Source organism: Vibrio misgurnus (genome assembly GCF_029635775.1).
Classification (GTDB): domain Bacteria; phylum Pseudomonadota; class Gammaproteobacteria; order Enterobacterales; family Vibrionaceae; genus Vibrio; species Vibrio chanodichtyis.
Genome location: NZ_CP113241.1, coordinates 448,158 through 469,526 on the forward strand (window position 1 = coordinate 448,158; position 21,369 = coordinate 469,526).

22 protein-coding genes are annotated in these 21,369 nt (G+C 46.4%); 15 read left to right on the plus strand and 7 right to left on the minus strand.

What is annotated here, in order from left to right; genetic code table 11:
- Positions 1 to 7 precede the first annotated feature (7 nt).
- The 3 genes from OOK74_RS02225 to luxS all read left to right on the plus strand — a co-directional run bounded on the left by OOK74_RS02225 (position 8) and on the right by luxS (position 5,118).
- Positions 8 to 2,863 carry a M16 family metallopeptidase gene (locus OOK74_RS02225; protein WP_278183248.1) on the plus strand — a complete coding sequence of 952 codons (2,856 nt, stop codon included), beginning with the start codon at positions 8 to 10 and terminating at the stop codon, positions 2,861 to 2,863.
- 110 nt (positions 2,864 to 2,973) lie between these two features.
- Positions 2,974 to 4,548: a glutamate--cysteine ligase gene (gshA, locus tag OOK74_RS02230; RefSeq protein WP_278183043.1), complete on the plus strand. Its 1,575-nt coding sequence runs from the start codon at positions 2,974 to 2,976 to the stop codon at positions 4,546 to 4,548.
- 51 nt (positions 4,549 to 4,599) lie between these two features.
- Positions 4,600 to 5,118, plus strand: coding sequence for an S-ribosylhomocysteine lyase (gene luxS / locus OOK74_RS02235; protein ID WP_274722389.1), 519 nt, complete (start codon positions 4,600 to 4,602; stop codon positions 5,116 to 5,118).
- An 87-nt stretch (positions 5,119 to 5,205) separates the two neighbouring features.
- Here the strand turns inward: luxS and OOK74_RS02240 are convergent, their stop codons facing one another.
- Together OOK74_RS02240 and OOK74_RS02245 are read right to left on the minus strand one after the other, a co-directional pair.
- The gene (locus OOK74_RS02240; protein ID WP_274722390.1) at positions 5,206 to 6,483 is read right to left on the minus strand and encodes an HlyC/CorC family transporter; all 1,278 of its coding nucleotides are present in this window, start codon (positions 6,481 to 6,483) and stop codon (positions 5,206 to 5,208) included.
- 83 nt (positions 6,484 to 6,566) lie between these two features.
- Complete coding sequence (locus tag OOK74_RS02245) at positions 6,567 to 7,361, minus strand: cytochrome C assembly family protein (protein WP_278183044.1); 795 nt, start codon at positions 7,359 to 7,361, stop codon at positions 6,567 to 6,569.
- 335 nt (positions 7,362 to 7,696) lie between these two features.
- Between OOK74_RS02245 and ffh the strand changes: the two genes are divergently transcribed.
- From ffh to rplS, 5 genes are all read left to right on the plus strand, one after another.
- A complete protein-coding gene (ffh, locus tag OOK74_RS02250; protein WP_278183045.1) occupies positions 7,697 to 9,079 on the plus strand; it encodes a signal recognition particle protein in 1,383 nt (460 codons plus the stop codon).
- A 236-nt stretch (positions 9,080 to 9,315) separates the two neighbouring features.
- Entirely contained in the window at positions 9,316 to 9,564 is a 249-nt protein-coding gene (gene rpsP / locus OOK74_RS02255) for a 30S ribosomal protein S16 (RefSeq protein ID WP_166013634.1), read from the plus strand.
- Positions 9,565 to 9,591: 27 nt separating this feature from the next.
- Complete coding sequence (gene rimM / locus OOK74_RS02260) at positions 9,592 to 10,146, plus strand: ribosome maturation factor RimM (protein WP_274722392.1); 555 nt, start codon at positions 9,592 to 9,594, stop codon at positions 10,144 to 10,146.
- A gap of 26 nt (positions 10,147 to 10,172) precedes the next feature.
- Positions 10,173 to 10,916, plus strand: a complete 744-nt coding sequence (gene trmD / locus OOK74_RS02265; protein WP_274722393.1) for a tRNA (guanosine(37)-N1)-methyltransferase TrmD — start codon at positions 10,173 to 10,175, stop codon at positions 10,914 to 10,916.
- Positions 10,917 to 10,957: 41 nt separating this feature from the next.
- The gene (gene rplS / locus OOK74_RS02270) at positions 10,958 to 11,311 is read left to right on the plus strand and encodes a 50S ribosomal protein L19 (RefSeq protein ID WP_274722394.1); all 354 of its coding nucleotides are present in this window, start codon (positions 10,958 to 10,960) and stop codon (positions 11,309 to 11,311) included.
- Positions 11,312 to 11,457: 146 nt separating this feature from the next.
- On the opposite strand, the gene degS is transcribed toward rplS, so the two are convergent.
- The 3 genes from degS to zapG all read right to left on the minus strand — a co-directional run bounded on the left by degS (position 11,458) and on the right by zapG (position 14,641).
- The gene (gene degS / locus OOK74_RS02275) at positions 11,458 to 12,519 is read right to left on the minus strand and encodes an outer membrane-stress sensor serine endopeptidase DegS (protein ID WP_278183046.1); all 1,062 of its coding nucleotides are present in this window, start codon (positions 12,517 to 12,519) and stop codon (positions 11,458 to 11,460) included.
- Positions 12,520 to 12,697: 178 nt separating this feature from the next.
- Complete coding sequence (locus OOK74_RS02280) at positions 12,698 to 14,065, minus strand: Do family serine endopeptidase (protein ID WP_166013629.1); 1,368 nt, start codon at positions 14,063 to 14,065, stop codon at positions 12,698 to 12,700.
- A 132-nt stretch (positions 14,066 to 14,197) separates the two neighbouring features.
- Complete coding sequence (zapG, locus tag OOK74_RS02285; RefSeq protein ID WP_274722397.1) at positions 14,198 to 14,641, minus strand: Z-ring associated protein ZapG; 444 nt, start codon at positions 14,639 to 14,641, stop codon at positions 14,198 to 14,200.
- A 414-nt stretch (positions 14,642 to 15,055) separates the two neighbouring features.
- On the opposite strand from zapG, the gene rplM reads away from it, so the two are divergent.
- The 7 genes from rplM to sspB all read left to right on the plus strand — a co-directional run bounded on the left by rplM (position 15,056) and on the right by sspB (position 20,088).
- Positions 15,056 to 15,484: a 50S ribosomal protein L13 gene (gene rplM / locus OOK74_RS02290; protein WP_000847599.1), complete on the plus strand. Its 429-nt coding sequence runs from the start codon at positions 15,056 to 15,058 to the stop codon at positions 15,482 to 15,484.
- A 15-nt stretch (positions 15,485 to 15,499) separates the two neighbouring features.
- Complete coding sequence (gene rpsI / locus OOK74_RS02295) at positions 15,500 to 15,892, plus strand: 30S ribosomal protein S9 (RefSeq protein WP_000829823.1); 393 nt, start codon at positions 15,500 to 15,502, stop codon at positions 15,890 to 15,892.
- A gap of 372 nt (positions 15,893 to 16,264) precedes the next feature.
- Positions 16,265 to 16,858 (plus strand): ubiquinol-cytochrome c reductase iron-sulfur subunit, encoded by a 594-nt coding sequence (gene petA / locus OOK74_RS02300; protein ID WP_274722398.1) that lies wholly within the window; start codon positions 16,265 to 16,267, stop codon positions 16,856 to 16,858.
- Positions 16,858 to 18,120 carry a cytochrome b gene (locus OOK74_RS02305; RefSeq protein WP_274722399.1) on the plus strand — a complete coding sequence of 421 codons (1,263 nt, stop codon included), beginning with the start codon at positions 16,858 to 16,860 and terminating at the stop codon, positions 18,118 to 18,120. The genes petA and OOK74_RS02305 overlap by 1 nt, the downstream gene beginning before the upstream one ends.
- Complete coding sequence (locus OOK74_RS02310) at positions 18,120 to 18,857, plus strand: cytochrome c1 (RefSeq protein ID WP_274722400.1); 738 nt, start codon at positions 18,120 to 18,122, stop codon at positions 18,855 to 18,857. Before OOK74_RS02305 ends, OOK74_RS02310 begins: the two co-directional genes overlap by 1 nt.
- A gap of 98 nt (positions 18,858 to 18,955) precedes the next feature.
- On the plus strand, positions 18,956 to 19,591 hold the full coding sequence (gene sspA, locus OOK74_RS02315) for a stringent starvation protein SspA (protein WP_166013623.1): 636 nt from the start codon (positions 18,956 to 18,958) through the stop codon (positions 19,589 to 19,591).
- An 11-nt stretch (positions 19,592 to 19,602) separates the two neighbouring features.
- Positions 19,603 to 20,088 (plus strand): ClpXP protease specificity-enhancing factor, encoded by a 486-nt coding sequence (sspB, locus tag OOK74_RS02320; protein ID WP_274722401.1) that lies wholly within the window; start codon positions 19,603 to 19,605, stop codon positions 20,086 to 20,088.
- Between the two features lie 116 nt (positions 20,089 to 20,204).
- Here sspB and OOK74_RS02325 read toward each other — a convergent pair whose 3' ends face one another.
- Positions 20,205 to 20,774, minus strand: coding sequence for a BON domain-containing protein (locus OOK74_RS02325; protein WP_274722402.1), 570 nt, complete (start codon positions 20,772 to 20,774; stop codon positions 20,205 to 20,207).
- A 2-nt stretch (positions 20,775 to 20,776) separates the two neighbouring features.
- Positions 20,777 to 21,367 carry a phosphoheptose isomerase gene (locus tag OOK74_RS02330; protein ID WP_274722403.1) on the minus strand — a complete coding sequence of 197 codons (591 nt, stop codon included), beginning with the start codon at positions 21,365 to 21,367 and terminating at the stop codon, positions 20,777 to 20,779.
- Positions 21,368 to 21,369 lie beyond the last annotated feature (2 nt).

The following is a 21,369-nucleotide window of genomic DNA, read 5'->3' on the forward strand; positions in this document are numbered from 1 at the left end:
ATAAATGATGAGAAAAATTGGCAGCTATGGGTTATTGCTGTGGCTATTGGCTGGATGTAGTGCTTCTGAATCATGGTGGCCACATTTTTCTTCGCTGCCGCAAGGTGTCACCCTAATTGAACAAGTGCCGGCCCAGCCGGGTAAGGTGATGATCCCGTATAGCAAATATCGCTTAGATAATGGACTAACGGTGATCTTGGCGCCGGATCACTCCGATCCACTGGTGCATGTGGATGTGACTTATCATGTTGGCTCCGCTCGTGAAGAGATTGGTAAATCAGGTTTTGCTCATTTCTTTGAACATATGATGTTTCAAGGTTCACAGCATGTGGGCGATCAGCAACATTTTCGTTTGATCACCGAAGCCGGTGGTACTCTCAATGGCACCACTAATCGTGATCGCACCAACTATTTTGAAACGGTGCCAGCCAACCAGTTGGAAAAAGTGTTATGGCTGGAAGCGGATCGCATGGGCTTTTTGCTCTCAGCGGTCTCGCAGCGTAAGTTTGAAATTCAGCGCGATACCGTCAAAAATGAGCGCGCTCAGAACTACGATAACCGTCCTTATGGCCTGATGTGGGAGAGAATGGGCGAAGCACTGTATGCCGAAGGGCATCCTTATTCTTGGCAAACGATAGGTTATGTCAGCGATTTAGATCGGGTTGATGTTAATGATCTGAAAGCCTTTTTCTTGCGTTGGTATGGGCCAAACAACGCCGTCTTAACCCTAGGTGGTGATTTAGATGTTCAACAGACCTTGGCTTGGGTGCAAAAATATTTTGGCTCGATTGAGCAAGGTCCAGAAGTAGTTGATGCGCCGAAACAGCCCGCGCGCTTAAGCGAAGATCGTTTTATTACGTTAGAAGATCGCGTGCAGCAGCCAATGCTGTTGATTGGTTGGCCAACTCAATATTTAGGCGCGGATGATCAGGTGGCACTGGATGTACTGGCGAATGTCTTAGGCAGTGGTAATAACAGTTTGTTGTACCAAGAACTGGTGAAAACGCAAAAAGCGGTCGATGCCGGAGCATTCCAAGATTGTGCTGAATTGGCCTGTACCTTTTATGTTTATGCCATGGCACCGGCTGGTGAGGCCGGTCAATTGGCTCCACTCTACCAACAAACCTTGCAAGTGCTGCAAAAATTTAAGCAGCAAGGTGTTACAACTCAGCGCTTAGAGCAGATCATTGGCTCACAAGAGGCGAATGCGGTATTTGCGCTAGAAAGTGTGCAAGGCAAAGTGAGCCAATTGGCCGCTAATCAAATTTTCTTCAAGCAACCGGATCGGATTGCCAGCCAGTTAGAGCAGTTGCGAGCGGTGACGCCACAAGCGGTGCAGCAGGTTTTTGGTCATTATCTTGATGATCAACCGAAAGTGACCTTAAGTGTGGTCGCTAAAGGCAAAACCGACTTTGCGGTGCGTGCGGCGACCTTTACCACACCGGCGCGTCAGCTACCGGAATACCAAAAAATTACTGAGCAGCAGTTGGCTTATCGACAAGTGAAAGATGATTTTGATCGTGCGCACATACCTGCGGTGGCAGAGCCGGTTCAAGCACATCTGCCGATGTTGTATCGGGTCGATTTTGATAATGGTGTACAGTTACTCGGCACCCAAACCGATGAAACGCCGACTGTTTTGATGGAAATTCAGTTGCCTGCGGGCGAACGTCAGGTGGCGATTGGTAAAGAAGGATTAGCCAATTTAACCGCCAGCTTGCTGCAAGAGGGTAGTCAGCAGCGTAGTGCAGAGGCGATACAGGCGCAATTGGATCAACTGGGTTCGAGTGTGCAAGTGTCGGCTGGGGCTTATTCAACCAGCATTGTGGTCTCGAGTTTAAGTCATAATTTAGCGGCCACCTTACAAGTGGTGAAAGAGATGCTGCTGACCCCGGCGTTTAACCACAGCGATTTTGTGCGTCTACAGCAACAGATGCTGCAGGGTTTGGTGTATCAGCATCAGCAACCGAGTTGGCTAGCCTCGCAGGCGACACGCCAAGTGTTGTGGGGAGAGAGCTTGTTTGCTCGCTCAGGTGAGGGCAGTGAAGCATCGGTTGCCGAGTTGACCTTGCAAGATGTGCAGCGGTTTTACCGTCAGCATTACACCCCTCATGGGGCACAAATTGCGGTAGTGGGAGATATCAGTGCAGCAGAGATTACACAGCAGTTGCAGTTTATCGCAGATTGGCAAGGTCAGCCTGCACCACTGATCCAGCCACAGACCATCCCTCATTTGACTCAGCAAAAAATCTATTTGGTTGATAAGCCAGGAGCACCGCAGAGTATCATTCGTATGGTGCGCCAAGGCCTCCCGTTTGATGCCACTGGTGAACTCTATTTAACTCAGTTGGCCAACTTTAATCTGGCGGGTAACTTTAATAGCCGTATCAACCAAAACCTGCGTGAAGATAAAGGTTATACCTATGGTGCGGGAAGCTATTTTGCCAGCAATCGTGAAGTTGGGGCGATCGTATTTAATGCGCCAGTACGAGCCGATGTTACGCTGGATGCCATCCAAGAAATGATCAAAGAGATGCGTCAATTCAGCCAAACGGGGATCAGTGAGCCGGAGATGGCCTTTTTACGTTTAGCCGTTGGGCAACAAGAGGCGTTGCTGTATGAAACTCCGGCGCAAAAAGCGCAACTGATTGCGAATATTTTGACCTACAGTTTAGATCGGGATTATTTGCAGCAGCGTAATCAGATAGTCAAAAGTGTTGAGCGTACTGCGCTCAATCAGTTGGCGGCGCAATGGTTTAATCCAGATGATTATCAGATCATTGTCGTCGGTGATAGTCAGCGGCTTAAACCGCAGCTACAAAAGTTAGGTATTGCCCTAGAAGAGCTTGAAATCCTCCGTTAGAGGACACATTTATTAGTCGGGCACAGTTTGCCCCTACTCGCTATGCCGCGTAATGGTTCGATATCACTGGCGGCATTCGATCATAACTACCGATATAAGTGAAGCGTATTTTGAGTAAATTTGCCGAGCGACTACAAACAGTTGCAAACAAACCAGAAGTCTTTCAAAACTTTGGCCGTGGCTTGGAGCGCGAATCTTTGCGTTACACACCAGACGGCGCTCTTACGCAAACACCACACCCAGCAGCGCTGGGCTCGGCATTAACTCATCGCTGGATCACCACCGATTTTGCTGAATCATTGTTGGAGTTTATTACTCCGGTTTCTCATGATGTGGATACACTACTGGCTCAGATGGCGGATATTCACCATTTCGCACAAAGCAAATTGGGTGAGGAAAAGCTATGGCCGCTCTCGATGCCTTGTTATGTCGGCAGTGAAGAGGGTATCGAGCTGGCGCAATATGGTTCATCGAATACCGGCAAAATGAAAACCTTGTACCGTGAAGGCCTTAAGCGCCGTTATGGTAGCCTGATGCAGATCATCTCTGGCGTTCATTTTAATTTTTCCTTCCCTACTAGTTTTTGGGATGCATTATTGGGCGAGCAAGATCCACAAACTCGCCAAGCCAGCCAATCGGCTGCTTATTTTGGGGTGATCCGCAACTACTACCGTTTCGGCTGGTTAATCCCTTATCTGTTTGGTGCCTCACCGGCGCTGTGCTCTTCATTCTTACAAGGGCGTAAAACCGATCTGCCGTTTGAGTCGCTGGGTAACACGTTATATCTGCCTTATGCGACTTCATTGCGCCTCAGTGATCTTGGCTATACCAACAGCGCGCAAAGTGTGCTGCAAATTGGTTTCAATAGCATAGAGCAGTATCTGCAAGGAGTGAATGAAGCGATCCGTACTCCATCGCAACAGTTTGCCAAACTTGGGGTTAAGGTTGAGGGACAATATCATCAGCTCAACAGCAATGTACTGCAAATTGAAAATGAGCTGTATGCGCCAATTCGTCCCAAACGAGTGACGCAAAGTGGTGAGCGACCTTCGCAAGCGTTAGCTCGTGCTGGCGTCGAGTACATCGAAGTGCGTTCACTGGATGTCAATCCGTTTAGTCCGATTGGTATCGACGAAGATCAAGTACGTTTTCTCGACCTCTTTTTAGCTTGGTGTGCGCTATCGGATTCCGATCCGATGGGCAATTGTGAACTTGCCTGTTGGCGTGATAACTGGCGCAAAGTGGTGTTAGAAGGGCGTAAACCTGGTTTAGAGCTACAAATTGGTTGTCATGGTGAAGTGCTGACTTTGCAAACTTGGGCCAAGCGGGTGTTTGCTGATTTACGTGCTATAGCACAAACCATGGATGCTGCGCTAGGTGGGCAAGCTTACCAAGTCGTATGTGACAAGCTAGAAGGTTGGATTGATAATCCAGAGCTGACTTTATCAGCACAGATTTTGGCGCAAATTAAACAGCATGGCGGTTTGGGCAAAACCGGTTGTGCGCTCGGTAATCAATATCGCGCGGAGAATTTGCAGCATCACTACCAATATTATTCACTCGATGTGATGGAACAGGAAGTATGCCGCTCTACGCAAGCTCAAGCAGAGGTTGAAGCTAAAGATACGCTCAGTTTCGATGCTTACTTAACGCAATATTTTGCGTACTTGCAGGAGACGGTTTAAGGTTAGTTGGCAAATGGCGCGTGACTAACGCGCCAATCAGGGAGCAAAGTAATGCCATTATTAGACAGTTTCACGGTTGATCATACTCGTATGCAGGCACCTGCGGTGCGGGTGGCTAAAACGATGCAAACCCCCAAAGGGGATACTATTACGGTGTTTGATCTGCGGTTTACCTTGCCCAATCAGGACATTTTGTCTGAGCGGGGTATTCATACTCTAGAGCACTTGTATGCCGGATTTATGCGTCAGCATTTAAATGGCCGCGAGGTGGAAATCATCGATATTTCGCCTATGGGCTGTCGTACCGGTTTTTATATGAGCTTGATTGGTGCGCCTAGCGAGCAGCAAGTGGCGACGGCTTGGTTAGCGTCCATGCACGATGTGCTGAAAGTCGCAAGCCAAGCGCATATCCCTGAGTTAAATCGATACCAATGTGGCACGGCAGCAATGCACTCACTGGCAGAAGCACAAGCGATTGCCCAGCAAGTGATTACCGCTGGTATTGCCGTGAACCGTAATGAAGAGTTGGCACTACCGGAAGCGATGCTTCATCAGCTAAACGCTAACTAAATTCGGCTTGAGTTTGCTTGATATATGAAAAAGCCCGAACTTTTGGTTCGGGCTTTTTGTTGCTTATTTTCGTTGGTTTGCGAGTGGTTACACCAAGCCAGCTTTAGTTTTCTTGGGATAGACTTTAACCAGCTTGATCCGGTTCTCTTCTAACTCCAAGATCTCCATCTTATGCTGCGCTACTTTGACACTCAGGTGACTGGCTGGGATCTCTTCAAGATGCTCCAAAATTAAGCCATTCAGTGTTCTTGGGCCGTCGGTCGGCAGTTTCCACTTTAAGCTCTTATTAATGTCACGAATGTTGGCGCTGCCTTCAATTAAGAAGCTGCCATCTCCTTGTGGGGTAATTTCATCGGCTAAACTGGGTGACATCGAGGTGGTAAATTCACCGACAATCTCTTCTAAAATATCTTCTAGCGTAGTTAAGCCAATGATTTCCCCATATTCATCGACGATCAGACCAATTCGCTCTTTATTCCGTTGAAACTTAACCAACTGGACATTAAGCGGGGTTCCTTCTGGAATAAAATATATTTCATCCGCAGCACGCAAGAGCATCTCTTTATTAAAGTCGTTTTTCTCTAACATAAAGCGTGCCGCTTCGCGCAAGCGCAGGATACCGACCACTTCATCGATTTTGTCGCGATACAGCACGATGCGTCCGTGTGGTGAGTGGACCAACTGACGCACGATCGATTTCCAATCATCATTGATATTGATCCCGCTGATCTCATTGCGTGGGATCATGATGTCATTGACCGTGACATGTTCAAGATCGAGGATCGATAGCAACATATCTTGGTGACGACGAGGGATCAGATTGCCTGCTTCATTGACCACAGTACGCAACTCTTCCGAGCTGAGATGATCGCCTTTGCTATGCGGTGAAATACCAAGGACACGGATCAAACCATTAGTGATTACATTGACGAATACCACCAAAGGTGAGAATAGCTTCATCAGTACCGACAGTAATACGCTACTGGTGTAAGAAACCCGCTCAGGATATAGCGCAGCTAAGGTTTTTGGTGTCACTTCTGCAAAGACCAGAATCACCAAAGTCAGCGCCCCGGTGGCAATCGCAACCCCCAAATCACCGTACAGACGCATACCGATAATGGTCGCAATCGCTGAGGCGAGAATATTGACCAGGTTATTACCAATTAGGATTAAACCGATCAAACGATCTGGACGAGCCAATAGCTTTTCTACCCGCTGTGCGCCTTTATGGCCACTGTTGGCTAAATGCTTCAAACGGTAGCGATTGAGGGCCATCATGCCGGTTTCAGAACTGGAGAAGTAGGCAGAAATAATAATAAGACACGCGAGTAGCGCAAATAAGATACCCGTTGATATGTCGTCCAAAACGCTAATTTTCCTTATGGTAGAGTGCTAATAAAATTAAAAAATAAAACCGAATCAGATCAATGCCCGATTGATACCGCTTATTAGCGTAAAATGATTTCGCGTACAAAACGGCTACCGAAATACGCCAAAGTGAGTAAGGTGGCTCCGGCTATCGCAAACCATGTTACTTTTTTACCTCGCCAACCTTTACGGTAGTGTCCCCAGAGCAAAACCGAATACACTATCCAAGCGACAAATGACAAAATACCTTTGTGCGCTTTACCTTGTGCAAACATGTCCTGAACAAAGATAAAGCCAGTTAATAATGTTCCGGTCAATAATAAGTTACCAATCAAAATAATCTTAAATAGTTGGCGCTCGACCATCAATAGTGGTGGCAAGTTAGGATTATTCAACAAGACTTTTTTGCTCTTTAGCTTATGGTCAAGCCAAGCTAGCTGCAACGCATATAGCGCACCGATGGTTAAGGTCGAATAAGAAAACAAAGCCAAAGAAATGTGCAGTAATAATTTAGGGTCACTCTCTAAGTGAGTAATAAAGCTGCTCGGTAGAAAGGTAGCGGCACAAAGATTTAGTGCCGAGAAGCTGTAGGCAACGGGCAGTAAAAACCAAAGCCGAGCCTTGAACATGGCTAAACTCATTACCAAAGAGACAATAAAACTGATCAGCGACGCGACATTGAGGATACTTAAATTTTGTCCACTACCATGCAGGATCAAATCACTGAGTAACCAAGCATGAAACAGCAGTGCAATTGCGGCACTGATAAATACGGTTTTAGCTCGGATCCCGGTTTGCTTGACCAGTCCAGGTACGATATTCGCAATCGATAAGAGATATAGCATCGTCGAGACAATCGCGATTAAGTTTTCCATACCTGCCACATAGATAAAGGTTAAGTGGGCGAATTATACCTTGCTCTTAGTAAATGGGCTACTTTGGAAATGCGCTGTTTTTGATATACCCTTCCTACTTAAAGCTGCAGCGGTGTTGGCTACGTTCGTTCACCCCAATCACATAGTTTGCCTATGCTTATGGCGACTCACTCACTAGCCTCCTACCTGCAACTTCAAGTGGTTTGGGTATAGGTGAGACAAAAGGTCGGGTAATTTACGATTCGTGAATCTCAGCCATCAGCAACGGGTATGCCTGCCCGTTTGTCTAAGGTATACTCACGCCAATTTACCGCCGCTTAGCGCAGAGAAAAAAGATGTTTGAGAATTTAACCGATCGCTTATCCAAAACGCTGAAAAATATCAGCGGCAAAGGTCGTCTTACCGAAGACAATATTAAAGATACCCTGCGCGAAGTGCGTATGGCATTGTTAGAAGCTGACGTTGCGCTACCTGTGGTGCGTGATTTTGTGCAGCGAGTCAAAGAAGGCGCTGTGGGTGTTGAGGTTTCTAAATCACTCACTCCGGGCCAAGAGTTCATTAAGATCGTTCGTCAGCAGCTTGAAGCTGTGATGGGTGAATCGAATCAAGCGCTGAATCTCGCGGCTCAGCCACCGGCGGTTATTCTGATGGCCGGTTTACAAGGTGCCGGTAAAACCACCTCGGTGGGTAAACTATCCAAGCTTCTTAAAGAGCGAGAAAAGAAAAAAGTGCTGGTGGTTTCCGCCGACGTTTATCGCCCCGCGGCGATCAAACAGTTGGAAACGCTAGCTAATGATTTAGGTGTCGATTTCTTCCCATCAACGCCGGATCAAAAACCGATTGATATTGCTAACGCTGCGATTGATCACGCCAAGAAAAAATTCTACGACGTATTGATTGTCGATACGGCTGGTCGTTTGGCGATTGATGAGCAGATGATGGCGGAAATCCAGGCGCTGCATAAAGCCATCAACCCAGTCGAAACCTTGTTTGTGGTCGATGCGATGACCGGTCAAGATGCAGCCAATACCGCCAAAGCGTTTGGTGATGCACTGCCGTTGACTGGGGTTATTCTGACCAAAGTTGATGGTGATGCCCGTGGTGGTGCTGCACTATCGGTACGTCATATCACGGGTAAGCCAATTAAATTCTTGGGGGTCGGTGAAAAAACCGATGCACTAGAACCATTCCATCCAGATCGGATTGCATCACGTATTCTCGGTATGGGTGATGTGCTGTCCTTGATTGAAGATTTGCAGCGTAATGTTGATCAGCAACAAGCGGAAAAGCTCGCGAAAAAGTTCAAAGAAAAGAAAGGCTTTGATTTAGAAGATTTCCGTGAACAGCTCGGCCAGATGAAAAATATGGGCGGCATGATGGGCATGCTCGATAAATTACCTGGTATGTCGCAATTACCAGTCGATATGAAAGATAAAGTCGATGATCGGGTCTTTAAGCAGATGGAAGCGATGATCAGTTCAATGACCATGAAAGAGCGTCAGCATCCTGAGTTGATCAAAGGTTCACGTAAAAAGCGCATTGCTGCGGGCTCTGGTACTCAAGTGCAAGATGTGAACCGTCTGCTTAAGCAATTTACTCAGATGCAAAAAATGATGAAAAAAATGCAGCAGGGCGGCATGAAAGGCATGATGCGTAACATGCAAGGCCTGATGGGTGGTGGTCGTGGTGGTTTGGGCGGCGGTTTCTTTGGTCGTTAATGACACTATCACCAGCGGAGTAGATGAAGCATTAACCTTTCAATCTGTTAGCTGAATCACAGTAATGGCGCGCGCTTTTTGCTGGTGAAAAAGTAGCTAAACCCCTTGCAAAGCCTCGCAATAAGAGTAGAATTCCGAGGCTTTATTTTGGCACGAGACCCCAAACTGATTTTGTGAAAATTTTTGCAAGCCGGTTTTCGGGGTTAATTTTATTTTTGAAAAGCAAAGAGGACGACATGGTAACCATTCGTTTGGCACGTCACGGCGCGAAAAAGCGTCCATTTTATCAAATCGTTGTAGCAGACAGCCGCAACTCAGCAACTGGCCGTTTCATCGAGAAAGTTGGTTTCTTTAACCCGACTGCTGCTGGCCAAGAAGAAGGCCTGCGCCTGGATCTGGATCGCGTGAACCACTGGGTTTCACAAGGCGCATCTATGTCTGACCGCGTAGCGCAACTAGTTAAAACCGCTCAAAAAGCGGCTTAATTATTACAATTAAGTAATCACTAGTTTATGTCGATGAAAGGTAAAGAAACGATGAGCAAGCAACACGAAAAATTGGTTGTGGGAAAATTAGGTTCTTCTTACGGCATTCGTGGCTGGCTTAAAGCTTTTTCCTACACAGACAATCCAGAAAGTATTTTCGATTACAGCCCTTGGTTCATTGAACAAAAGGGTGAGTGGGTAGAGTACAAAGTAGAAGGCTGGAAACGCCACAACAAAGGTTGGGTAGTGAAACTTCAAGGGCTTGATGTTCGTGAAGATGCACACCTGCTGACTAACTTTGAAATCGCAATTGACCCCGCATCATTACCAGAATTGTCAGGAGATGAGTTCTACTGGCGTGAATTGTTTGGTATGCAAGTGGTGACCACCAGCGGTTATGACCTTGGCGTTGTAACTGACATGATGGAAACCGGCTCCAACGATGTTCTCGTAGTGAAAGCGAATCTGAAAGATGCTTTCGGCCAAAAGGAACGGTTGATCCCGTTTCTTGAAGAGCAAGTGATCAAAGTTGTTGATCGCCAAGCTCAACGGATCGAAGTTGACTGGGATCCTGCGTTTTAACTCAAAAATCGAATAAGCGAGGAAACATGTGGGTTGGCATTGTTAGCCTATTTCCTGAAATGTTCCGCAGCGTTACCGATTTTGGAGTAACAGGTCAGGCGGTGAAAAAAGGGTTATTGTCAGTTGAGACTTGGAATCCACGTGATTTCGCTCATGACAAGCGTCGCACAGTCGATGATAAACCCTACGGTGGCGGTCCAGGCATGTTGATGATGGTGCAACCTTTGCGCGATGCCATCCATGCGGCGAAACAAGCGTCACCGGGTAAGACGAAAGTGATTTATCTCTCTCCACAAGGTCGTAAACTCGACCAACAAGGTGTGGAAGAGCTGGCGCAAAGCCAGAATTTAATTCTGATTTGCGGTCGCTATGAAGGGGTAGATGAACGGATTATTGAATCGGAGGTTGACGAAGAATGGTCAATCGGCGATTTCGTAATGACCGGCGGCGAACTGCCAGCCATGACGTTGATTGACTCAGTCTCGCGGTTTATACCGGGAGTGCTAGGGGATTTTGCGTCAGCAGAAGAAGATTCTTTTGCCAATGGTCTGTTAGATTGTCCGCACTACACGCGTCCTGAAGTATTGGATGGAAAAGAGGTACCCTCAGTACTGAAATCTGGCAATCATGAGGACATTCGTCGCTGGCGACTGAAACAGTCGTTAGGCCGAACCTGGCTAAGAAGACCGGAGCTCCTGGAAAACCTAGCTCTGACTGACGAACAGGAACAATTACTGGTTGAGTTTATTAAACAGGCTCAGCATCAGTAACCTATTAAATTTAGTATCAGTTTATTCTAGGAATTTAGACAATGAGTAACATCATCAAGGCTCTAGAACAAGAGCAAATGAAACAAAACCTGCCTCAATTTGCACCAGGCGACACTGTTGTGGTTCAAGTTAAGGTAAAAGAAGGTGACCGTGAGCGTCTACAGGCTTTCGAAGGCATCGTAATCGCAATCCGTAACCGTGGTCTGCACTCAGCATTCACCGTTCGTAAAATTTCTAACGGCGAAGGTGTTGAGCGTACGTTCCAAACTCACTCTCCAGTAGTTGATAGCATCGAAGTTAAGCGTCGCGGTGCAGTACGTCGTGCCAAACTGTACTACCTGCGTGACCTGTCTGGTAAAGCTGCTCGTATCAAAGAGAAGCTGGCTAAGAAGTAATGCTAGAACTCTCGTTCTCGTAGTAAAAAGCGGAGCCCAAGGGCTCCGCTTTTTTGTATTGAGTGATGATTGTTTATTGATGATGGTTGCTTGATATTCATGCTTAACCATTTAAATTTTGGCGGTGCTAGACGCGAAACTGCAAGCTATTCGCGGGCATCTTCACCAATTGTCACTGGCACCACCATTTCTTGGCCTTTACGCAGCAAAGTCAAATCGACCACGGTGCCTGGTCTAAGATCGGTCACGGTATCGGTTACATTTTGCCGGCCATTAATTTTTTTACCATCAATTTTGAGCAGGATATCTTGCTCTAATAGGCCGGCTTGTGCCGCGGGTCCCGTGGGATCCACGCCTAAAATGATGATCCCACCCACATGTTCATTGCCCAGTAAGCGTGAGGTCATTGAATTAATATCTTGTCCATCTACCCCAATATAGCCGCGGATCACCCGCCCATCGGCAATGATTTTGGTCATGATTTTGCTGGCGAGAGCGTAAGGAATCGCAAATGAAATGCCATAGGTTTCAAAATCGGTAGCTTGTTGGAAAGAGGCGGTATTGATCCCAACTAATTCCCCTTCGGTATTCACCAAGGCTCCTCCAGAGTTGCCTTCATTGATCGCCGCATCAGTTTGAATGAATGCTTGTCGTCCATCAGCGCTGATCGATGAACGACCGGTGGCTGAAATAATCCCAAATGTGGTGGTTTGCCCTAAATTATAAGGATTACCAATTGCTAACACCACATCACCCACTTGGGGATGATAATCGGGATTGAGTGGAATGACTGGCAACCCAGTCCCTTCGACGCGCAATATTGCGATATCAGTGCGGCGATCTTTTCCAACCAGCTGCGCTGCTGCGGCTCGGCCATCTTGTAGTGCCACCACAATTTGATCGGCTTGAGCCACGACATGATAGTTGGTAATGATATAGCCCTTTTCACTGACAATTACCCCTGAGCCTAAACCTTGAATCGACAGTTTGCGGTGATCGCTTTCGCTGTATTTACGGTTATAAATATTGACGACTGCAGGGGCGGCATTGCGCACCGCTTGATTAAACGATATCTGTAATGCGCTGATATGACGCGGTTGAGAATTGACGACAGGGAGTAGTTTGGCACGTAATGAGGGGGTTAGCCCAATGATGATGATTGCGACAAATACCCCAAGGCTGATTGAGCGAACCCAAAATTTCAGCATAGTTTCCCCAACTCAAATTTAGATAAATGACGGACGGTAAGTGGTCAAGAATAACACTGGAAGTGCATTTCGCCAAAGTGACATCGAAAACGTTTATGGTCTCGTTTTTCTGGTTAATGCTGGTGTGAAGAGTACGGACTGCGTTACCGCTGAATGAGCGGTAACGCAGGGCTGAAGTTTAACGAACGACCAGATACAGGGTCCGTTCGCCACGTTGAATATTTAATGCCAGAATATTCGGCGATTTTTCCATGATGGCACGCAACTCGGCAATGTTTTTTACCCGCTTACGGTTTACACCGATAATGATGTCATCTTTTTGTAGTTGGTAAGACTCAGCCGCCGACCCTTTTTGTACCTCGGTGACTTTAACCCCTTGAATTGGATCGCTGTCATCCGTGTTACTGAGCTCTGCACCGCTTAGACCTTGGTGCAGTGATTCGGCTTTGGTTTTTGCATTTTGCTGTTCATCGAGCGTAACGGAAACACTCTGGTTTTTACCATCGCGTAATATGCCAAGAGTAATGGTTTTACCGGCACCTAAGGTGGCCACTTTAGCGCGCAGTTCCGAGAAGGTATCAACCGGTTTACCATTGAGTGAGGTAATGATATCGCCGGCTTTGATACCCGCTTTATCCGCTGCACTATTGGCGACCACTTGACTGACAAACGCACCTTTAGAGGATTCATAACCGAGCGCATCGGCTAGCTCAGAGCTGATTTCGCCTCCTTGCACTCCCAGCATGCCGCGTTTGACTTCACCAAACTCCAAAATTTGATCGGTGAGGTTTTTCATCATATTCGAAGGAATGGCAAAGCCGATCCCGACGTTACCGCCATTGGGGCCTAGAATCGCGGTGTTAATTCCGATCAACTCACCATTGAGATTGACCAGTGCCCCGCCTGAGTTGCCGCTATTGATGGCGGCATCCGTTTGAATGAAATTTTCAAAATTTTCGATATTTAAGCCACTGCGCCCAAGCGCGGAGATAATGCCAGAGGTGACGGTTTGCCCTAAACCAAATGGGTTACCAATCGCTACGGCAAAGTCTCCGACCCGTAGCACATCTGAGTCGGCAATTTTAATTTCGGTGAGATTTTTTGCTTTGCTGAGTTTGAGCAACGCGACATCGGACATAGCATCGCCACCGACCAGTTCGGCATCAAACTCCCGGCCATCATGCAGTTTAACGCGAATTTTTTCTGCACTATTGATGACATGATAGTTGGTGACTACATAACCTTTCTCAGCACTAATAATGACGCCTGAGCCAAGTCCACGAAATGGACGTTCTTGCAGTTGTTCGGTTGGAAAATCAGGGCCGAAGAAAAAACGAAATTGATCCGGCAGGCGCTGTTTTGATACTTGAGTGCCTTCCACTGCAATACTGACTACCGCTGGGGTGACTTTTTCCAGCATCGGCGCAAGACTCGGTATTTGCGATCCATTGACAGAAAGGGGAAGGGCTGCGCTGGCAGGTAACGGTGAAAGTATCGTGCCCAAGCTAAGAGATAGAGCAGTTAAAATAAGCAAAGGTTTTTTCATCATAAACTCCTCAACAAATACACATTTGGCTGAAATAGAAAATAGGTCTATTTCCACAAACATCAACCAATAATCTGTGAGTTATGACTCAAAAACCTTTGCAAAGTTCACCATGCTCTGAGGTGAATAAAATTAACTGGCTTTGGTATTATTGACTAAGTCGGCTGAGTGAATAATCGCTTTGGTTTCACCACGCAGCAAACCACTTGCACCTAAAGCATAATCTTTCGGCGGCTGTTCTAACGTTTCGGGTTGTTTATTCTCTTGCTCTTTTTGCTGGGCGAGTCGACTAAACGGATTATCTTGCTCTGGCAAATGAGGGATTAAATCGCTGGCGGTTTTTGCCATATGCTGATAGAGCTTAGTGTAATCCTTACCTAGAGTGTCGAGCATTTCGGCTGTCTGTGCAAAATGGTCAGCCAGTTCTTGACGCTGCTGTTCTAAACTAAATTTGGCGCTATCGAGTTCTTTTTGCAGATTCTTCTGCGTTTTGTATTGAGGCGTCATTAAACGAGTGATCAGCACTCCGACTATTATCCCCACTAGCAATCCAGCAATAGTATAAATCCAAGGCATAAGAGCTCCTTATTGTTGTTATCTAACATGTTTTTTACCTGTCGGTTACACATGTGCGAGGGACATGTTACTATGAGAGCCTAGTACGATAAAGCAAAATGCATGTGGTTGATTTTGCGTTTACCACTTTTCTTATCACTGTAGCAGAGCAATATGACAGCAAAGCCGCGCTACCCCAAATATTTACTTTAAACCTCAGCATGGCATATTGAATGGCTATGGTTTTTTTTGTGATTTTATACAAAAAGAGATGATTTTTTCTGCTCCCTTCTCTATAATCCTGCGACCCACCGTTACTGCAGGTCCTTTGTGACCGAGAGTGCCACCCACTCGAAGGGGTGATGACTGGGCTCTTAGACAGTGGGAGCGAAAGCTCCTTGAAGTGTAAATTTAAATTAACGGGTTATTATTAGCATGAAAACTTTCGTTGCTAAACCAGAAACTGTAAAACGTGACTGGTACGTTGTAGACGCTGAAGGTAAAACTCTTGGCCGTCTAGCAAGTGAAATTGCATCTCGCCTACGTGGCAAACATAAAGCTGAATACACTCCACACGTTGACACTGGTGATTACATCATCGTTGTTAATGCGGAGAAAGTTACTGTTACTGGTAACAAAGCTAAGAACAAAATGTACCACCGTCACTCTGAGTTCCCAGGTGGCCTGAAATCATTCAGCTTCGAGAAGCTGATTGAGCGTAAGCCAGAAATGGTACTTGAGTTAGCGGTTAAAGGTATGTTGCCAAAAGGTCCTCTAGGCCGTGCTATGTACCGTAAGCTAAAAGTTTACGCTGGCGCTGAGCACAACCATGCTGCTCAACAACCAAAAGTACTGGACATCTAATCGGGGATTTCGGAAATGGCAGAGAATCAATACTACGGCACTGGCCGTCGCAAAAGCTCAGCTGCTCGTGTTTTTATCAAACCAGGCAGCGGCAACATCGTAATCAACAAGCGTAGTCTTGAAGAGTACTTCGGTCGTCCAACTTCTTGCATGGTTGTTAAACAACCTCTTGAACTGGTTGACATGGTAGAAAAACTGGATCTGTACATCACTGTTAAAGGTGGTGGTATTTCTGGTCAAGCTGGTGCTATCCGTCACGGTATCACTCGCGCTCTGATGGAATACGATGAGTCTCTACGTCCTGTTCTACGTGCTGCTGGCTACGTTACTCGTGACGCTCGTCGCGTTGAACGTAAGAAAGTGGGTCTACGTAAAGCACGTCGTCGTCCACAGTTCTCTAAGCGTTAATTTTCCTGTTTGGAAAAATACGCTCCAGTGTTACTGGATGTGGTTCAAAAACCCGGCTATTTGGCCGGGTTTTTTACATTTCAGCGATAAGCCCACGGTTTATTGCTTGGTAGCGAATTGTCGCCACTGTTTTTTTCGTACTCATCCTCTCCTCCATGCTCATTATGCTTTATCCGGCACGCGATTATTCCTTTTGTGATGCTTCCAGCGTTCTCAATCGATGCGTGTTGCAAAAAGGTAGCTTCACCTTGTTAAATATTAACTGTTTATTTATGATTTGTTATCAAGGTGATTCTATAGCCCGTGTTGGTTAGCCTTACTCTTTAAATGGAATTAGCCGGATCGATTGGAAGCCAATGGGAGAATGTCTGGATGAGTAATGCACCTCTAAATTCAGGTCGTAGACGATTTCTGACCGCCACCACCGCTGTTGTTGGTGGCTTAGGAGTGGCTGCGGTCGCAGTACCTTTTATCAAATCATGGAATCCGAGTGCTAAAGCCAAAGCCGCAGGAGCTCCGGTTGAGGTTGAAATCGGCAAGCTGGAAGAAGGGCAAATGATCCGAGTCGAGTGGCGCGGCAAACCGGTTTGGATAGTTCGCCGCTCTGGCGCGATTATTGAAGATCTAAAAAATCACGCCAACCAATTACGTGATGCCAATTCACAGCAGTTACAACAGCCCACTTATGCTCAAAATATTTACCGCTCAATTAAGCCTGAATATTTTATTGCGGTAGGGATTTGTACTCACTTGGGGTGCTCACCAACGTATTTACCGGACTCTTTTTCTGAGCAAGTCCAAGGCGTGAAGTCCGGTTTTTTCTGCCCCTGTCATGGCTCCAAATTTGATATGGCGGGCCGTGTTTTTCAAGCGGTTCCTGCGCCATTAAATCTAGTGATCCCACCACATATGTACCTAAGTGATACTCGGGTGGTAATTGGTCTTGATGCAACAGGAGAGGCATAATGCAAGCTCTACTGGATTGGGTAGAAAAACGTCTACCGGTTATCAATGCGTATAGAAAGCATCTGTCTGAATATCCGATGCCTAAAAACTTTAACTTTTGGTACTTGTTTGGTTCGTTGGCGATGTTGGTACTGGTTAACCAGCTTTTAACGGGGATCTGGTTAACCATGAACTACGTGCCTTCAGGCGAAGGAGCGTTTGCATCAGTCGAATACATTATGCGTGATGTGGAGTATGGTTGGTTGCTGCGTTATATGCATTCGACCGGGGCTTCCGCATTTTTTATTGTGATTTATCTGCACATGTTTCGAGGTTTGATTTATGGCTCTTATCAGCAGCCTCGTGAATTATTGTGGATCTTTGGCATGCTGATCTTCTTGGTATTGATGGCTGAAGCGTTTATGGGCTATCTGCTCCCTTGGGGACAAATGTCTTATTGGGGGGCACAGGTTATCATCTCGCTATTTGGTGCAATTCCGATCATTGGTGATGATTTAACACTGTGGATCCGCGGTGATTATGTTATTTCGGGCGCCACGCTTAACCGTTTCTTTGCGTTACACGTGATTGGATTACCAATAGTGCTACTACTGCTGATTGGGTTGCACGTTTTGGCACTGCATGAAGTGGGTTCCAATAATCCTGATGGAATTGAAACTAAATTGGCTAAAGGTTCGCAGGGTGAGGGCTATCAACCGCAATTCAAGTTTCATCACGACTACACCAAGAAATATGACATTGTGGATTCCATTCCCTTTCACCCTTATGGCACGGTCAAAGACTTAATCGGTGTGGCTGGTTTCTTGTTTTTGTTTTGTTATGTGCTGTTTTTCAATCCGGAAATGGGAGGGTATTTCCTTGAACCACCTAACTTTGAAGCGGCTAATCCACTGAAAACGCCAGAGCATATCGCTCCGGTGTGGTATTTCACCCCATTTTACGCCATTTTGCGTGCCGTGCCGGATAAGCTAATCGGTGTGATGGCGATGGGGGCATCGATTGTCATGTTGTTTTTATTACCTTGGTTGGATCGCTGTAAGGTGCGTTCTTATCGTTATCGTAGCAAATTCCATTTATTCAATATTGCCCAGTTTACGGTCAGTTTCATTGCATTGGGCATGTTAGGTGCGTTACCTGCAACACCTACTTATACCTTGTTGGCGCAGATTTTTAGCTTGGGCTATTTCATGTTCTTTGTGTTGCTGTTTTTCTATAGTAAGAATGAAGTGACTAAGCCATTACCGACCAGAGTGACCTACTAATGAAAATATGGATTGTAGTGTGGCTGGCTCTATGGCCATCATTGGTGATGGCGGCAGGAGCTAATATTCATTTAGATAAAGCGAATAATCAATTAAGCGATCAAGCTTCGCTACAAAATGGTGCCAAGTTATTTATCAACTATTGTTTTGGTTGCCATTCGACCCAGTACCAACGTTATCAAAGAGTTGCCGATGATCTTGGCATCCCGGCCGATTTAATGAAGCAACACTTAATATTCAATCCAGCCACTAAAATTGGTGATGTGATGGAAAATGCAATTCCGGAGTCATCCGCAGCTAAGTGGTTTGGGGCGCCGCCTCCGGATTTAACCTTAGTGGCGCGGGTACGAGGCACTGACTGGCTCTATACTTATCTGCGTACTTTTTATGTTGACCCATCACGCCCATTTGGCGTTAATAACTTAGTCTTTCCCAGCGTTGGTATGCCGCATGTGCTGGAAGAGTTGCAGGGTACTCCTGAGCCGATTTATGCCAGCAAAGTTGTTGATGGCAATCCGGTTATGCATGTGGTTGGGATCAAATCGCGTGGTAATGGTGAGTTAAGTGAAGGGGAATACAATCAAGCGGTGCGAGATTTGGTCAATTTTCTCGCATACTCTAGTGAGCCTATCAAGTTAGAGCGGCAAAAACTCGGTTGGTGGGTGATGGGCTTTTTAGTACTTTTCAGCTTAGTCGTGATTGCGCTCAAGAAAGAGTATTGGCGTGATGTGCACTAATTGTGCTATTATGTCGCGCTAATTTCCGATTGTTAACTCATCAATGGAGGCTATAGCCTCCATTGTTTTTTATCCCCGCATCTGTACTGGAGGGCTCCATGGCTGTAGCTGCCAACAAACGTTCTGTGATGACTCTGTTTTCAAGTGCATCCGACATGTATAGCCATCAGGTTCGCATTGTGCTGGCTGAAAAAGGTGTCAGTTTTGAAGTTGAGTTGGTTGATGAGAATAACCTCCCAGCGGAACTGATCGAGCTGAATCCTTATAAAACCGTACCTACTTTGGTGGATCGTGAGCTAGCTCTGTATGATTCCAAAATCATTATGGAATACTTAGATGAGCGTTTTCCACACCCACCGCTAATGCCGGTTTATCCGGTTGCACGTGGTAACAGCCGTTTGATGATCTACCGTATTGAACGCAACTGGTACTCATTGGCAGAGAAAGTGGTCAACGGTTCACCTGAAGTGGCTGAGCAAGCCCGCAATAAATTGCGTAATGACTTGCTGACTTTAGGTCCAGTGTTCGCTGAGTTTGAATACTTTATGAGTGAAGAATTCAGTTTAATTGATTGCTACTTGGCTCCACTGCTGTGGCGTTTACCTGTACTGGGCATTGATTTGATTGGTCCTGGTTCTAAAGAGCTAAAAGTGTACATGAACCGTGTATTTGAGCGTGATTCATTCCTGGCTTCGCTGACGGAAGCTGAACGCGAGATGCGTCTGGCTCGCTAATGGATGCCGGAATGGATAGTGATCAAATGACACCGCGTCGACCTTACTTGCTGCGTGCATTTTATGACTGGCTGCTGGAAAACGAGCTTACGCCACATTTGGTGGTGGATGCCACGTTACCAAGAGTTAAAGTGCCACTCGAATATGTGCAAGATGGGCAAATTATTCTCAATGTCGCTCCGCGCGCGGTCAGCCATTTAGACCTCAGTAACGACGAAGTGACCTTTAATGCTCGATTTGGTGGGCGGCCTCATCGCGTTATTGTGCCAATTTATGCGGTGCAGGCGATTTATGCACGTGAAAATGGTGCAGGGACGATGTTTGAGCCTGAATCAGCTTATATCGACTCACTAGAGCTTGAAGAGTTTGACGCACCAGCCTCGTTAGCTGGGCTAGAGAGTCCATTGGCTGATGACAGTGATGAGCATACTCGCGATGAGAGTAGTGATGAGCCACCTCGTCCAAAAGGCAAACCAAGCTTACGTGTTGTGAAATAAACGTGTCGTGAAGTCATCAAGCGTAACATGTAAAAGGCAGCGAGAATCGCTGCCTTTTTTGTCGCCATCCGAAACGGGTTGATTATTTATCTCGCTAACCGCTTGGTCCGATCGGCTTACTGAGCGTAATCAAATGCTCTGACCACTTGTTTTACACCAATAATATTTCTTGCTACCTCTATCGCAATATCAGCATGTTCAGCGGATACGTAGCCAAACAGATACACCACGCGGTCTTCGGTCACTACCTTCACTTTGATCCCGTTGAGCTCGGATTTGGTCAGTAACGCGGATTTAACTTTAGTGGTGATCCAGCTGTCATTGCTGATTTCTCCGACCGACAGCGGCGCTTTGATCTGGATTTGATTATGCAACTCTTTGACATCTTTCAGTTGCCGAGCTTGCGCGATAAATTGCTCTAAGGTTGCTTCAGTGCTGGATTGACCAAGTAATACCACGGTACCTCGATAAGCCACCGCTGAGATGCGCGTCTCTTTGCGATAGGGCTCTTTATTGGCAAGTCCTGCGACTTCTAACTCTAGGTTATTATCTTGCCAGATCTCCTTAGTGCTGCGCGGATCGGTCACCATATTGGCGGTGGTTGCGGCACCTGCGATGAATAATCCAGCACAACCGGTTAAGGTGACAAGCATGCTGGCCAAGAGAACAAGTTTAATACTTTTCATAATCACTCTACATGGGCTGGGAATAATACTTGGTCAATCAAATCACATAGGCAGTGTAGCGTCACCATGTGAACCTCGTGGATGCGCGCGGTACGGTGTGAGGGAATACGAATTTCCACATCATTTTCACCGAGTAGTCCCGCCATTTCGCCGCCATCTTTACCGGTAAGCGCAATAATCGTCATATCACGAGTGACGGCCGCTTCCATTGCTTTAATGATATTTTTGCTATTACCACTGGTCGAAATGGCTAATAAAATATCGCCAGGTTGACCAAATGCCCGCACCTGTTTAGAAAAGACTTCTTGGTAGTGGTAGTCGTTAGCCACTGCGGTTAAGGTGGTATTATCCGCGGTCAGAGCCATCGCTGGTAAACTTGGGCGTTCGGTTTCAAAGCGATTGATTAGGCAAGACACAAACTGTTGCGCGTTGACAGATGAACCACCGTTACCACAACAGAGAATTTTGTGGCCATTAAGTAAGCTTGCCACCATCGCTTGCGCTGCATGCATAATTGCATCTGGTAACGCTTCGGCTGCGGCAATTTGAATTTGAATACTTTCGGTAAAACTGTCTTTAATGCTATCGAGCATTG

Bases quoted from the DNA above. Each gene is read 5' to 3' on its own strand.
- OOK74_RS02225 (WP_278183248.1), top strand. From the start codon at position 8: ATGAGAAAAATTGGCAGCTATGGGTTATTGCTGTGGCTATTGGCTGGA.
- luxS (WP_274722389.1), top strand. From the start codon at position 4,600: ATGCCATTATTAGACAGTTTCACGGTTGATCATACTCGTATGCAGGCA.
- OOK74_RS02245 (WP_278183044.1), bottom strand. From the start codon at position 7,361: ATGGAAAACTTAATCGCGATTGTCTCGACGATGCTATATCTCTTATCG.
- ffh (WP_278183045.1), top strand. From the start codon at position 7,697: ATGTTTGAGAATTTAACCGATCGCTTATCCAAAACGCTGAAAAATATC.
- rpsP (WP_166013634.1), top strand. From the start codon at position 9,316: ATGGTAACCATTCGTTTGGCACGTCACGGCGCGAAAAAGCGTCCATTT.
- rimM (WP_274722392.1), top strand. From the start codon at position 9,592: ATGTCGATGAAAGGTAAAGAAACGATGAGCAAGCAACACGAAAAATTG.
- trmD (WP_274722393.1), top strand. From the start codon at position 10,173: ATGTGGGTTGGCATTGTTAGCCTATTTCCTGAAATGTTCCGCAGCGTT.
- rplS (WP_274722394.1), top strand. From the start codon at position 10,958: ATGAGTAACATCATCAAGGCTCTAGAACAAGAGCAAATGAAACAAAAC.
- degS (WP_278183046.1), bottom strand. From the start codon at position 12,519: ATGCTGAAATTTTGGGTTCGCTCAATCAGCCTTGGGGTATTTGTCGCA.
- OOK74_RS02280 (WP_166013629.1), bottom strand. From the start codon at position 14,065: ATGAAAAAACCTTTGCTTATTTTAACTGCTCTATCTCTTAGCTTGGGC.
- zapG (WP_274722397.1), bottom strand. From the start codon at position 14,641: ATGCCTTGGATTTATACTATTGCTGGATTGCTAGTGGGGATAATAGTC.
- rplM (WP_000847599.1), top strand. From the start codon at position 15,056: ATGAAAACTTTCGTTGCTAAACCAGAAACTGTAAAACGTGACTGGTAC.
- rpsI (WP_000829823.1), top strand. From the start codon at position 15,500: ATGGCAGAGAATCAATACTACGGCACTGGCCGTCGCAAAAGCTCAGCT.
- petA (WP_274722398.1), top strand. From the start codon at position 16,265: ATGAGTAATGCACCTCTAAATTCAGGTCGTAGACGATTTCTGACCGCC.
- OOK74_RS02305 (WP_274722399.1), top strand. From the start codon at position 16,858: ATGCAAGCTCTACTGGATTGGGTAGAAAAACGTCTACCGGTTATCAAT.
- OOK74_RS02310 (WP_274722400.1), top strand. From the start codon at position 18,120: ATGAAAATATGGATTGTAGTGTGGCTGGCTCTATGGCCATCATTGGTG.
- sspA (WP_166013623.1), top strand. From the start codon at position 18,956: ATGGCTGTAGCTGCCAACAAACGTTCTGTGATGACTCTGTTTTCAAGT.
- sspB (WP_274722401.1), top strand. From the start codon at position 19,603: ATGGATAGTGATCAAATGACACCGCGTCGACCTTACTTGCTGCGTGCA.
- OOK74_RS02325 (WP_274722402.1), bottom strand. From the start codon at position 20,774: ATGAAAAGTATTAAACTTGTTCTCTTGGCCAGCATGCTTGTCACCTTA.
- OOK74_RS02330 (WP_274722403.1), bottom strand. From the start codon at position 21,367: ATGCTCGATAGCATTAAAGACAGTTTTACCGAAAGTATTCAAATTCAA.